Source organism: Frigoribacterium sp. SL97 (assembly GCF_026625765.1).
GTDB lineage: Bacteria > Actinomycetota > Actinomycetes > Actinomycetales > Microbacteriaceae > Frigoribacterium.
Genome location: NZ_CP113062.1, coordinates 3206423 through 3219524, shown reverse-complemented (window position 1 = coordinate 3219524; position 13102 = coordinate 3206423). Strand labels below are relative to the sequence as shown.

Below are 13102 nucleotides of genomic sequence, written 5' to 3'. Positions count from 1 at the left end.
CGCCGTCGACCGTGTCTCGTTGGACCTTCACGAGGGCGAGATCATCGCGATCGTCGGTCGCTCCGGCTCGGGCAAGTCGACTCTGGTGCAGATGGTCGGTGCTCTCGACACGCCCGATCACGGTCAGATCGTCTTCGACGGAATGACACTTTCTTCCCTCTCCGAGGCGGAGCGCACCGTCCTGCGAAGAGATCGCATCGGATTCGTCTTCCAGGACTCCCACCTCGTCCCGACCCTGTCGGTGCTCGAGAATGTCGCGCTCACGTCACTCGTCGCGGGAAGACGCCGCTCGGAATGGGCGGATCGAGCGCACGCGCTGCTCGACGAACTCGGCCTCGACGGTCTCGGATCGGCCCGTCCGGCCACCTTGTCGGGCGGAGAGGCCCAGCGTGTGGCCCTGGCTCGAGCGCTCTTCTCCCGTCCGTCTCTCGTCCTCGCCGACGAGCCGACCGGCGCGCTCGACAGTGCGACCTCACGGGATGTCCTGAGGCTGCTCCGGGGCATGGTCGTCGACGACCAGGCGTCAGCGGTCGTGGTGGTCACCCATGACCTCGAGACCGCCTGCATCGCCGACAGGATCATCGTCCTGCGAGACGGCCGAGTCATCGCCGACGAACGCTTCACACCGGCGGCCACGATCGACAGCGTCGAGGGGAGGGCCCATGAAGAACGCGTTCGCGCTTGGTTGGCGGAACATCGCTGACGGACGGCGGCGGGCAGGACTCACCGCCCTCACGGCAGCCTTGGGGGTCGCCCTTCTCACGGCCTCACTCGTCACCGGGCTGACGGCGCGCCAGACGGTCGTCGACGGAATCGATTCGTTGCTCACGTTCGGGGACGTGGGCATCGTCCCCGAGGTGGATCGTGAGTTCGTCGACGAGGGTCTCGTGGACGCACTCGCCGCCGATGCCGGAGTCGTGTCGTCGCTCCCCACCCTGAGTCGAGAGACGGTCGTGGTCGGCGCGACGGGTGAGGCCGAGGCCCTCCTCCTGACCGGGGCCCCGGCCGGGCCGGACTCACTCGCCTCCCAGGTGGTCACCGACGGTCGAGCTCCTCGACCGGGCTCGGACGAGGTCCTGGTGCCGACAGATGTCGCAGACCGCATGGGCGCCTCCCTGGGGAGTCGAATGTCGATGACGACTCCCTCGGGCGTCCGCTCGTTCGACGTGGTGGGGCTCGTCGACCCCCGCTTGTTGGGTGTCTTCGCCCGGGACAACCTCTTCACCGACCTCGAGGTCGTCCAGAGGGCGTTCGGGCTCGAGGGTGACCTCACCCGTCTCGACCTCGAACTCGATCCTGCAGTTGCGTCCACCTGGGCAGCAGAACACCGAGCGGCGCTCCCGTCCGGCGCCGTCTTCCAGGACACGTCGGCCGTGGCCGACGGCCTCGGGCCCATCGAAACGGCCGTGACGGCGGTGATGGCAGGGCTCGCTCTGGTCGCCCTCGCCGTGTCGGCACTGCTCGGTTCACTGGCGAGCACGGCTGCCGTCCGAGCACGGCGCCGTACCTACGGTGTGCTGCGGGCCACGGGCGCGTCCACACGGTGGTTGGTCTCGTCGGTCGGCGCCGAGATCGCCATCGTCGCAGCGGCCGGAACGGTCGTGGGCGTCGCGGTCGGCGTCGCCGGCGCTGCGGTGGTGATGAGTCGGATGGACGGGGAGGCTCCGTCTCTTCCGACCCTCACCCTCTCGGTCGGTCTCGGCGTCCTCGCGGGAGCGACCTCCGCCACGCTCGGGGCCCGACGAGCCGTCGCCGACGTCCGTCGAATTCCGCCGGCGTTCGTCGTGAGGGGCGTCGAACCCGCAGACGGTTCGCCCGGATCGTGCTCACGGCGACGAGCCGTCGCGGTCGCCGTGGTCGCATCGGTCTCGGGGCTGGTGATCTGGGCCCTCGACGCAGGCGCCGTCCTCGACGCTCTGGGCCTGGTCGCCCTGGCGGTCTGTGCGGTGGCCCTCTCCCGCCTCGCGATCGCGCCCCTGGCGGCGTTCGCGGCCAGGCTCCAGTGGGCCGCCGACCTGGCGCGTCGCCGACCGACCCGCGGCAGGTCGACGGTGACCGGGGCTCTCACCCTGGTGGTCTTCGGTGCGGTGTCGCTCGCCACCTGCGTCGGTGCCGTCGCCTCCGCGACAGGGGAACAGATCGATCGGCAGTTCGGGGCCGACGTGCAAGTCACGTCGGTCGTGCCCTTGTCGGACGACGCCGAGCCGATCGTCGTCGTCGACGGCGTTCGGGACGTCGCGCGGTCGGTGTCCGGTGAAGCCACCGTCCTGTCGGCGTCCGCCGAACTCGACGTGCCGTTCCAGGCGATCGACCCCGAGACCTGGTTCGACGTGTCGGGGCTCGCGTGGTCCGCCGGTGGCGGATCGAGAGGTGTCGAGTTGCTGAGGGCCGGTGGGGGCATCGCTCTGCCGAGGGGGGTCGCCGAGTCCCTGACGGTGGCCCCGGGTGATGAGGTCGTCGTGTCGGCCGGGGGGACCCAGGTGTCCCTCGAAGTCGTCGGGCTCTTCACCTCGGTGGCCACGGGGCAACAGGTCGTCATCGACCGCAGGACGGCGGGCGAACTCGGTGTCACGGGGGTCTCTCGGTGGGACGTGTCGGCAGACGGAGGGGTCGATGTCGCCGACTTGTCAGACCGCGTCGCCGCGCAGGTGGTCGGAGTCCCCGGTGTCGACGTCATCACCGCCGAGGCGACGAGGGATCGTGCAGCCTCCGAGACGGCAGCCCTCACGGCAGGACTCTTCGCAGCGGTGACGGTGACTCTGGCCCTCGGGGCCCTGGGGGCCAGCAGCACGCTGAGCCTCGACGTCGAATCGCGGCGTGATGAACTCGCCGTGCTCCGCACCGTGGGGTGCCGACGTCGCGGCGTCGGTGCCCTCGTCGCCTGGGACGCCACCGTGATCGCCGTGGCGTCGCTGAGTGCAGGACTGCTCCTCGGCTCGTTCGGGGGAGCACTCGGGACGCGGATCGTCTCGAGGCTCCTCGGCGTGGGGGTCGACCCGGTGGTCGATCCCGTGACGATCGCGGGAATCGTCGGCGTGACGGCGATCGCTCTCGCCATCGCCGCCGTGGGGCCGGTCCTGCGGGCCTCCCGCACGGAGCCCCTGACGATTCTGAGGGGCACGTCATGAGCGCTGACGCGAGAACGGGCTCAGCCGCCCGCCCCCGTCTGCGAGACAGCATCATCGTCGTCCAGCTCGCAGACGGTCGCCTGCAATTCAGGGCAACGTACGAGCGGGTCGTGTCGACCTTCTCCGTCGAGCCCTGGGTGGCGGACCTCGTCCCGCTGCTCGATGGGACTCGCACGCCAGTGCAGCTCGCCCAGACGCTTTCCTTGCTTGATCGCGGAGCGCTCGAGGACGTGCTGGAGGTCCTCGAATCCGAACGCTTCCTGGCGTCGGAGGCATCTTCCACCGACCGTGCCACGAGGCATTCGCGTCAGCTGCAGCTGTTCGACGAGATGATCTCGGCCGATGAACTGTCCGCAGTCGCTCGAGGACACGACGCCTCGACGATCCAGAGCCGGCTCACCGGTGCGTGCGTGGTCGTGGTCGGCGTCGGTGGTGCTGGTTCGTGGGTCGTCCAATCGCTGGCCGCGGCTGGGGTGGGAAGGCTCGTGCTCATCGATCCCGACGTCGTCGAACTCTCCAATCTGAACCGGCAGGTGCTCTTCGATTCCGGAGACATCGGACGAGTCAAGGTCGACGCAGCCGCAGAGCGAGTCGCCGAGATCGACGCGGACATCACCGTCGACGTCTGGCGCACTCGGGTGGACACCGCGGAACAGCTCGCGACCCTGCTCTCGGGTGCCGATCTCGTCGTGAGTTGCGCAGACCAGCCCTCGGTGCCCGTCGTGGCCGACGTCGTGGCGACGGCGAGCACCGCGGTCGGTGTCCCGCACATCGTCGGAGGCGCGTACGGCGCCCTGCTCGGGGTGCCGGGTGTCACCGTCCTGCCCGGCCGAACGACGTGCTGGTCGTGCATCCGTGCCGCGACAGCCGACGATCACGGACGTGCCGCGCGAACTCTGAAGGGTTCTTCGCCCGGCGGCTCAGCCGCCCCGTTGGCCGGCGTGGTGGGGAACATGACGGCATGGGAGGCGCTCCGGATACTGCTCGGGGCACCACCGGCACTCGCCGGAGGTGTCCGCGAGGTCGATCTCGCCAGTTTCGACAGCGTCTGGCGTCCGATCCCACCACGTCTCGAATGCGGATGCGTTCCATCGTCCGAGACGACCGGTTCGACCTGACGATCGCCAAGACCGGGCATACGGCGACGACCGTCGTTGTTCACCCCCGCATGAGCATTCCCCTCTCGATCCTCGACCTCGCCCCCGTCGCACCCGGTCAGACCGTGCGCGAGAGCTTCGCGGCCTCCGTGGCCCTGGCGCAGCAGGCCGAGGCGAGCGGGTACCGGCGGGTCTGGTACGCCGAGCACCACAACATGGCCTCCATCGCCTCGAGCGCGACGTCGGTGTTGATCGCCCACATCGCGAGCCAGACCTCGACCATCCGCCTCGGCTCGGGCGGCGTCATGCTCCCGAACCACTCGCCGCTCGCCATCGCCGAGCAGTTCGGCACCCTCGAGACCCTGCACCCGGGGCGCATCGACCTCGGCCTCGGCCGAGCCCCCGGCAGCGACCAGGCCACGTTCCGGGCCATGCGCCGCGACCCCTCGTCGTCCGAGCGCTTCCCGCAGGACGTCGTCGAACTGCAGGCGTTCCTCGCGGGGGAGTCGCGCGTCGCCGGCGTCCAGGCCGTCCCCGGGGCGGGCACGAACGTGCCGCTGTACATCCTCGGTTCGTCGCTGTTCGGTGCCAAGCTCGCCGCCGCCCTCGGTCTGCCCTACGCCTTCGCCTCGCACTTCGCCCCCGGTGACCTGGTGGACGCCGTCTCGGCCTACCGTCGCGAGTTCCAGCCGTCGACCCAGCTGAGCGAGCCGTACGTGCTCGCCGCCGTCAACGCGATCGTCTCCGACGACGCGGACGACGCCGACACGCAGTTCGCCGCCGTCAAGCGTCAGCGCCTCATGATGCTGCTGCGCCAGAGCGGGCAGATCGACCCCACCCGCGAGTTCGGCGACGACGAGCTCGACCACCTGCTGCGCACCCCGGTGGGGCAGCACGTCCAGACCATGACGACCTACACCGCCGTCGGCACGCCCGGCGACGCACGCGAGTACATGGAGCAGTTCGCCCGCACCGCCCAGGCCGACGAGCTGATCGTCGCGCACTCGGCCTCGTCGACGGAGGCGCGCCTCCGGTCGGTCGCGCTCCTCGCCGACGCGATGCAGCTGGCCCCCGCCGCCGCGTAGCCCGCCGGCGCCTCCGGGCGAGACGCGCAGCGCCCCTCCCGCCGGACACCGCCGAGTGGACGAGACACCGAGAAATGCGACGGTGTGTTGTCCGCTCGGCGGTGTCTCCGTCGGGGCAGCCGGTGGCGACGCGGCGGTGGTGACGCCGCGGCGGCCAGGCCGCGGCGGCTACGGCGCGGTGAACAGGAAGACGAACACGACGGCGGCGGGCTGCAGCGTGGCCCCGCCGAGCAGCATCGTGCGCCGCACCCACGGTCGCGACGAGATCGCGGGCGTGCCGAGCAGGGGGCTGAGGGGCATGAGCAGGCGGAACAGGCTCTGCTGGGGCAGGAACACCGCGACGAGGTAGGCGAAGAACCCCGCGGTGAACGCGACGACCTCGTGACCGAGCCGCAGCGTCGAGCGTCGGGTCACCCAGAACGTGAACGACGCGATGATGGCCAGCACGAGCACGATGCCCCCGATGCCCAGCCACCGCCCGGCGAGGAGGAACCACGGGGTCAACGGCACGAACGCCGGGCGGCCGACGTAGTCCACCCACCAGGCCATCTCGGTCTCGAGGTAGGCGTCGGACTGGCCCGTGACCACGTGGGCGACCACCGGCCAGGCGAGTCCCGCCGCGGCCATCGAGAGCCCCGCCACGACGATCGTCGTCAGCTCGCGCTTCGGCATCCGTCCACCGACGACGAACTCGCGCAGCCCGGCCCAGGCACGACGGGCCGACGCCCGGGCGGCGAGGACGAGGGCAGGAGGCGCGCTGCCGATCCCGGCGATCCGTCGCGTCCCGGCGTCACCGGGGGACCGCGGCGTCGACGCGGACGGCGCGTCGGCACTCGCCGTGCCGTGCCCCGTGATCGAGGTCGAGGTCGAAGCGGAGGACGTGGTCGAGGCAGCGGCGGCGGAGGCAGCGGCCGTGCGGGCCTCGGGACGCTCCCGTTCGGTGTGCCAGCGCACGATCAGGTGGATGCCGAGCGCCAACGCGAGGGCGAGCGCCCCGGGTCGGACGAACGAGGCGACGATGCCCGCCGCCGCCACGAGCGGGTAGTTCCGCCGCTGCATGGCGAGCAGGCCGCCGAACATCAGCAGGAGGAAAAGGCTCTCGGCGTAGCCGACCGACATGACGAACGCCATCGGCCCGAAGCAGAACAGCAGCACGGCCCAGAGGGCGCCGGTGCGTCCGACCTTCGTCACGAGCAGGCGGTGGAGGACGACGGCCGCAGCCGCACCGAAGACGGTGGCGAGCAGAGGGGCGGCGACGACGAAGTCCATGCCCGTGGCGACCATCAGCAGGTGGCAGAGGTACGGGAAGACCGGCAGGAACGCCCACTCGTTCGGCAGCACCTCGCCGGTCGCGTCGGTGGGCAGGGTCGAGGGATAGCCGTGCAGCGCGATGGTGCGGTAACGGTCGGCGTCCCACGACGAGGTGAAGTCGAGGAAGCTGCGGTCGCTGCCGGGGGTGATGAAGGTCGCACCGGCGAGTTTCGCGACCTCGTAGACGGCGAAGAGGACGCTCGTCGAGAACAGCCGCGACGCGAGGTAGACGACCAGCACGCTGCGCCAGCTGCCCGAGAACCGGTCGGCGAGACCGATCGAGAAACCGGGTCGGCGCAGCCTCGCCGCCGAGGGCGACGCGATCGTCTCGCGGCTCACCGCCCCGCCCCGTGTCCGGTCATCTGGACGACGCTACCAAGAGTCGGCTGTGACGGGGCAAGATCGTCCCGTGCCCCTTCCGTCCTTCGCCGCCCTCGGGATCGACGACGTGGCCGTCGCGGTCTACCGTCACGTCGTCGCCGGGGCCGGGCTGGCGGACGCCGCGGGAGCGGCGGCCGGGCCGACTCCCCAGGCCGTGGCACGGGCCGTGCACCTCGACGAGGCGACGGCCCTGGCCGCCCTGGAGCGCCTCCGTTCGCTCGGGCTCGTCCAGCGCTCGGCGGGGGGCGAGGGCTACGGCGCGGTCGACCCGCGCGTGGCCGTGCCGGCCGTCGTCGCCGCGCGTGCCGACGCGCTCGTCGAGGTGCGCGCGGCCGTGCCCGAGCTGGGAGCGCTGTTCGACGAGGGCCGCCGCCCGCACGACGCCGACGAACTCACGCGGGTGGTCGTCGGGCACGCGGCCGTGGGGGACTGGTACTCGAGGCTGGAGCACCGGGCGACCACCGACTTCGTCGCCTTCGACCGTCCGCCCTACGTGGTCGCGTCGAACGAGTCCACCCAGCGGGTCGCCCTCGGGCGCGGCGTGCGGTGGCGGGCGGTCTACACGGTCGCCAGCATCTCGGCCGACGGCAGCTGGCAGGGCGTCCACCGCCTCGGCGCCGACGGGGAGGAGGCCCGCATCACGCACGACCTGCCGGTCAAGCTCGCCGTCGCCGACCGCCGGGTCGCCCTCGTCTCGATCGGGCACGACCCCGACCGGCCCGAGGCCCTCGTGACCGAGTCCGAGCCGCTCGTCGCCGCCCTCCACGACCTGTTCGAGGCCCGGTGGCGCAGCGCGTTGCCCGTGCCGGGCACCCCAGGGGCCGGTGGGGCCGCGGTCGACTGGGCCGCGGTGGCCGCGCGACTGGCGTCGTCGTCGTCGACCGTGCCGGCGACGTCGGGAGCCACCGTGCCGTCGCGGGACCAGGAGGCGCGACTCGCGATGCGACCCCCACCCCCGCCGAGCGCGACCTGCTCGCCCTCGTGGCGGCGGGGGCGACCGACGAGGTGATCGCGGGTCAGCTCGGCATCTCGTCTCGCACGCTCCGGCGGCGCCTGCACGCCCTCTTCGACGAGCTCGGCGCGAGCAACCGGTTCCACGCCGGAGTCGAGGCCGCACGCCGCGGCTGGGTCTGAGTCAGCCGACGCCCAGCCCTCTCACGGCTCACCCATCGAGTCGCCTCGATAGCGTCCGGACGTGATCGATCGTCCCCGTGCGGAGCCCTCGTGCTGAGGCTCTCCCTGATGTCCGCGGGCACCCTCGCGGCCGTGTACGCCGTGGCCGGGGCGCTCGTGGTCTCGACGGTGCGCCGTCCGCGCGGGGCCCGCACCTGGTGGCGCTGGGTCGCCGCAGCCGCCGCGCTGGGGGCCGGCCTCGGCGCGCTGGTCACCTGGTGGCTCGGAGACGTCGAGGACGTCCTCGACGTCCCGCCCACCTGGGTCGACCGTCTCTGGGTCGGGGCCCTGCTGGCGGTGGTCGGCGCGGCCGTGGTCGCCGTGGTGCGCGGAGGCGCGGGGCGGCGGGTCCTCGCGGCCTCGACGATCGTCGTGACGGCCCTCGCCACGGGCCTCGCGATCGACCGCGACAGCGGGCTCTTCCCGACCGTGGGGGCCCTGCTCGGCGTGTCGGACGTCTCGCCGCTCGTCGTCCCGGTCGCGCAGGGGGCGGCCGTGCGGGCCGGACGGACGTCGACCCCGGCGGCCCCGGACCTGGGACGCACCTGGCGGGCACCCGCCGACCTGCCGTCCCGCGGACGGCTCGGCAGCGTCGCCATCCCGGGCACGGCGTCCCACTTCGACGCACGGGACGCCCTGGTGTACCTGCCGCCCGCCGCCCTCGTGGCCGATCCGCCGCCCCTGCCCGTCGACGTCGTCCTGTCCGGACAGGGTCCCGGCGCCGCCCCGGAGAACCTCGTCGACGCCGGACGGATGGTCGAGACCCTCGACACCCTCGCCCGCACGCATCACGGCCTCGCGCCGATCGTCGTGATGCCCGACCAGCTCGAGCGGCCGACCAACAACCCGATGTGCGTCGACGGACCCCTCGGTCACAGCGAGACCTACCTGACGGTCGACGTGCCCCGGTGGATCACGAGCCACCTCTCGGTCCAGGCGCCCGGTCGGGCCTGGGCCGTGTCGGGCTTCTCGGAGGGCGGCACCTGTTCGCTCCAGCTGGCGGCTGGCCACCCGGAGCTCTTCGCCTCGTTCGTCGACGTCTCGGGGCAGCGGGGACCACTGCTGGACGGGGGAGCACGGGTGACGGTCGAGCGCGGCTTCGCCGGCGACCGGGCGGCCTACGACGCCGCCCAGCCGCTCGCCGTGCTGGCCGCCCGGGCCCCCTACGCCGACAGTGCCGGTTTCTTCGCCATCGGCGGGACCGACTCGCGCTACGGGCCCGTGATGCCCGTCGTCGCGGCGGCCGCCCGGGCCGCGGGCATGGACGTCACCCGCCACGTCGTGCCCGGCAGCGGCCACGACTGGTCGACGGCGTCGCGCGGGCTCGGCGCGGGGACGGCCTGGGCGGCGGCGCGGCTCGGGCTGACGACGCGGTAGGGAGGCGCGGCGAGGTGACCGTCCGCCGAAGGGGGGACGACGGCGGTGCCCCGCCCGCGCCTCCTCGTGTGAACTCTGTGGCCGAAGCCGGTCAGTGGCCGGTTTCGGCCATGGCCCCTACTAGAGGGTCACCGACATTCACAGGTAGTTCTTATGGATCGACCGCGGCCCGGGGCTGCGGCGCACCACCGACAGCACGTCCCGAACGACGTGCATCGAAAGGCGATCCGTGATCACACCATCCGGCCGACGCAGGCCGACCGCTCCGCCCCGCACCCGACTCCGTGGCGGTTTCGCCACCCTCCTCGCCACCGGCGTCGTCGCCGCGGGCCTCGTCGCGGTGCCGGCCACCGCCTCCTTCGCCGCCGACGGCCCGGCCGTCGTGGGCGACAGCCAGTTCTCCGACGGCAAGTACATCGTCACGCTGCGCGAGCCGGCGGCCGCGACCTACGAGGGCGGGCAGCCGGGCCTCGCCCGCACCGCGGTGCCCGAGGGCAGCGACCTCGACGCGCAGAGCGCTCCCGTGCAGGACTACGCCGAGCACCTCAAGGGCGTCCAGCAGGACGTCGCGGCGGCGGCCGGCGCCACCGTCCAGGCGAGCTACGCCATCACGACCAACGCCTTCGCGGCCGACCTCACGGCCGCCCAGGCCGCCGAGCTCGCGAGCGACCCCTCGGTCGCCGCCGTCTCGAAGAACGAGCTGCTCAAGCTGCAGGCGACGCCGTCGACCGAGTTCCTCGGGCTGGGCGACGCCGAGGGGAACGGCGGCGTCTGGGACGCCGTCGGCGGACGCGAGAAGGCGGGCGAAGGAGTCGTCGTCGGCATCATCGACTCGGGCATCGCGGCGGGCAACGCCTCGTTCGCCGGCGACCCCCTGGGGTCGGCCAGCGACACCGAGCCCCACCTCGACGGCGACCGGACCGTCTTCGCCAAGGGCGACGGCGGCACCTTCACCGGCGTGTGCCAGACCGGCGTGCAGTTCGACGCGGGGGACTGCAACACGAAGCTGATCGGTGCGCGGTACTTCGTCGACGGCTTCGGCGTCGGCAACATCGGCACCGAGGAGCAGGGCGAGTACCTCTCTCCCCGCGACGGCAACGGCCACGGCTCGCACACGGCGTCGACCGCCGCGGGCAACGCCGACGTCGAGGCCACCATCGGCGACCGTTCGTTCGGCACCGTCTCGGGCGTCGCCCCGGCCGCCAAGATCGCGGCCTACAAGGTCTGCTGGGACGGCCCCGACCGCGTCGCCACCGACGACGACGGCTGCGCCACGCTCGACCTGATCGCCGCCATCGAGGCCGCGGTCACCGACGGCGTCGACGTCATCAACTACTCGATCGGCGGAGGCGGGGCCACGAGCACCTTCTCGGCCACCGACCAGGCGTTCCTCGGCGCGGCCTCGGCCGGCGTCTTCGTGGCGGCCTCGGCCGGCAACGACGGCCCGACCGCGACCACCGCCGACAACGCGGCACCGTGGATCACCACGGTCGCGGCGTCGACCATCCCCAGCTACAGCGCGACGGTGCAGACCGCCGACGGCACGAACTACCTGGGCGGCTCGATCACCGTGCCGACCGGCACCGACGGCCTGACGGGCGACTTCGTCTCGTCGACCGCCGTCGCGGCCGACGGCGCCGACGCCACCGCGGTGACCCTCTGCGCACCGGACACGCTCGACCCGGCGAAGGCCGCCGGCACGATCGTGCTCTGCGACCGCGGCGTCTACGACCGCACGGCCAAGTCGGCCGAGGTCGAGCGCGCCGGCGGCATCGGCATGGTGCTGGTCAACCCGACGAGCAGCTCGGTCGACCTCGACGAACACGCCGTCCCCACGGTCCACCTCAACGCCGACGACTACGACGCGGTCCACGCGTACGCCGACACCGAAGGTGCCACCGTCACCCTGCTCGACGGCAACCCGGGCGCACTGCCCGAGCCCGCCACCCCCCAGATCGCCGGCTTCTCGTCGCGCGGCCCGGTGACGGCCGACGGCGGCAACCTGCTGAAGCCCGACATCTCGGCCCCCGGCGTGGCGATCCTCGCCGACGGTGCCAACGCGCAGGGCGAGCCCGGCACGTACGAGTTCCTCTCGGGCACGTCGATGTCGTCCCCCCACATCGCCGGTCTGGCCGCGCTCTACCTCTCGAAGGACGTCCACCCCGACTGGACCCCGGACGAGGTCAAGTCGGCCATGATGACGACCGCCTACGACCTCGTCGGTGAGGACGGTGCTCCGAGCCGGGACGTCTTCGCCCAGGGCGCCGGCCACGTCGACCCGACCGCGTTCCTCGAACCCGGGCTGCTCTACGAGAACGGTCCGGCCGACTGGCAGGCCTACGTCGACTCGATCGACACCGTCGAGGGCACGGACTCGTCGCTCAACCTGCCGTCGATCAGCGTCGGCTCGCTGGCCGGCACCGCCCAGGTCACGCGCACCGTCACCTCGACCGGGGCGGGGACCTACACGGTCGCCCCGATCGAGATGGACGGCGTGACGGCGACGGTCGAACCCTCGACGTTGACCTTCGGCGCCGCGGGCGAGGAGCAGGACTACACGGTCACCTTCACCCGGACGACGGCGGAGCTCGACCAGTTCGCCACCGGCTACCTCACCTGGTCCGACGGGACCCACGACGTGCGCAGCCCGCTCGCGGTGCGCCCCGTCCAGCTGCAGGCACCGGCCGAGGTGGCCGGCGAGGGCGCCACGGGCGAGAAGGCGTTCGACGTCACGGCGGGCGACACCCTCGAGCTGCCGCTCACCACCGAGGGCCTCGCCGCCGGGCAGGTCACGACCGGCTCGGGCGCGGCAGGCACCGCGGCGGCCGAGACGCCGGTCACGGTCGCCGAGGGCACCAGCCACGCGCGCTTCGTGCTCGACAGCGCCGACGACACCGCGGACCTCGACCTGCTCCTCTACACGGCTGGTGCGGACGGTGCGCCCGACCGGCTCGCGGCGTCCTCGGCCACCGGTTCGGCGGACGAGCAGATCGACCTCGACGCCCCCGCGGCGGGCGAGTACGTCCTGCTGGTCGACTTCTACAGCGGTGCCGGACAGCTCGACTACACGCTGACGTCGTACCTGCTCGACCCGGCGACGGCCGTCGGGGGCTTCGCGGTCGACCCGGCCACCCTCTCCGCAGGGCTGGGCGAGACGGCGACGCTGACCGCGTCCTGGACGGGCCTGCCCTACGAGCAGACCTTCCTCGGCCGCGTCGTGTACGGCGACACCGGACAGGTCACCTATCTCACGGTCGCCTCGGGAGAAGAGCCCGAGACGCCCACCGACCCGGGGCCCGGCCCGGGCCAGCCCGGCCACCCCGGTCAGCCCGGACACCCCGGCGGCTGGAGCCTCGGTGACATCCTGCAGTGGATCTGGAACGCCCTCGGCGACCTCTTCCACGGCTGGTTCCCCTGGCGCGGGTAGCACCCGCGGCCTGACGGCCTGACGGCCTGACGGCCTGACGGCCTGACGGCCTGACGGCCTGACGGCCTGAGCCACCCGGAGGCGGTGGTCACCTTCCCTCGGGAGGGCGACCACCGCCTCCTC

Annotated in this window: 9 protein-coding genes; 8 read left to right on the top strand and 1 reads right to left on the bottom strand. The window is 72.6% G+C overall.

Translation table 11 applies throughout. The annotated features are described in order from the left end of the window. Nucleotides 1-19: 19 nt before the first annotated feature. The 4 genes from OVA02_RS15665 to OVA02_RS15650 all read left to right on the top strand — a co-directional run bounded on the left by OVA02_RS15665 (nt 20) and on the right by OVA02_RS15650 (nt 5310). Complete coding sequence (locus OVA02_RS15665; RefSeq protein ID WP_200922586.1) at nt 20-703, top strand: ABC transporter ATP-binding protein; 684 nt, start codon at nt 20-22, stop codon at nt 701-703. Continuing rightward, nucleotides 663-3128, top strand: a complete 2466-nt coding sequence (locus tag OVA02_RS15660; RefSeq protein ID WP_157485362.1) for an ABC transporter permease — start codon at nt 663-665, stop codon at nt 3126-3128. Before OVA02_RS15665 ends, OVA02_RS15660 begins: the two co-directional genes overlap by 41 nt. Before the next feature lie 110 nt (nt 3129-3238). Then, complete coding sequence (locus tag OVA02_RS15655; RefSeq protein WP_056046717.1) at nt 3239-4246, top strand: HesA/MoeB/ThiF family protein; 1008 nt, start codon at nt 3239-3241, stop codon at nt 4244-4246. A 50-nt stretch (nt 4247-4296) separates the two neighbouring features. Beyond that, the gene (locus tag OVA02_RS15650; protein WP_056047824.1) at nt 4297-5310 is read left to right on the top strand and encodes an LLM class flavin-dependent oxidoreductase; all 1014 of its coding nucleotides are present in this window, start codon (nt 4297-4299) and stop codon (nt 5308-5310) included. A 168-nt stretch (nt 5311-5478) separates the two neighbouring features. Here the strand turns inward: OVA02_RS15650 and OVA02_RS15645 are convergent, their stop codons facing one another. Further along, entirely contained in the window at nt 5479-6960 is a 1482-nt protein-coding gene (locus tag OVA02_RS15645) for a mannosyltransferase family protein (protein ID WP_056046716.1), read from the bottom strand. A gap of 70 nt (nt 6961-7030) precedes the next feature. On the opposite strand from OVA02_RS15645, the gene OVA02_RS15640 reads away from it, so the two are divergent. The 4 genes from OVA02_RS15640 (at nt 7031) to OVA02_RS15625 (ending at nt 12979) form a co-directional block, all read left to right on the top strand. Beyond that, nucleotides 7031-8011: a TrmB family transcriptional regulator gene (locus tag OVA02_RS15640; protein WP_267658784.1), complete on the top strand. Its 981-nt coding sequence runs from the start codon at nt 7031-7033 to the stop codon at nt 8009-8011. Then, nucleotides 8008-8136 carry a hypothetical protein gene (locus OVA02_RS15635; RefSeq protein ID WP_267658783.1) on the top strand — a complete coding sequence of 43 codons (129 nt, stop codon included), beginning with the start codon at nt 8008-8010 and terminating at the stop codon, nt 8134-8136. Before OVA02_RS15640 ends, OVA02_RS15635 begins: the two co-directional genes overlap by 4 nt. 108 nt (nt 8137-8244) lie before the next feature. After that, nucleotides 8245-9552 carry an alpha/beta hydrolase gene (locus tag OVA02_RS15630; RefSeq protein WP_056046712.1) on the top strand — a complete coding sequence of 436 codons (1308 nt, stop codon included), beginning with the start codon at nt 8245-8247 and terminating at the stop codon, nt 9550-9552. A gap of 229 nt (nt 9553-9781) precedes the next feature. Then, the gene (locus OVA02_RS15625) at nt 9782-12979 is read left to right on the top strand and encodes a S8 family serine peptidase (protein ID WP_056046709.1); all 3198 of its coding nucleotides are present in this window, start codon (nt 9782-9784) and stop codon (nt 12977-12979) included. Nucleotides 12980-13102: the final 123 nt, after the last annotated feature.

Bases quoted from the DNA above. Each gene is read 5' to 3' on its own strand.
- OVA02_RS15660 (WP_157485362.1), top strand. From the start codon at position 663: ATGAAGAACGCGTTCGCGCTTGGTTGGCGGAACATCGCTGACGGACGG.
- OVA02_RS15650 (WP_056047824.1), top strand. From the start codon at position 4,297: ATGAGCATTCCCCTCTCGATCCTCGACCTCGCCCCCGTCGCACCCGGT.
- OVA02_RS15630 (WP_056046712.1), top strand. From the start codon at position 8,245: ATGTCCGCGGGCACCCTCGCGGCCGTGTACGCCGTGGCCGGGGCGCTC.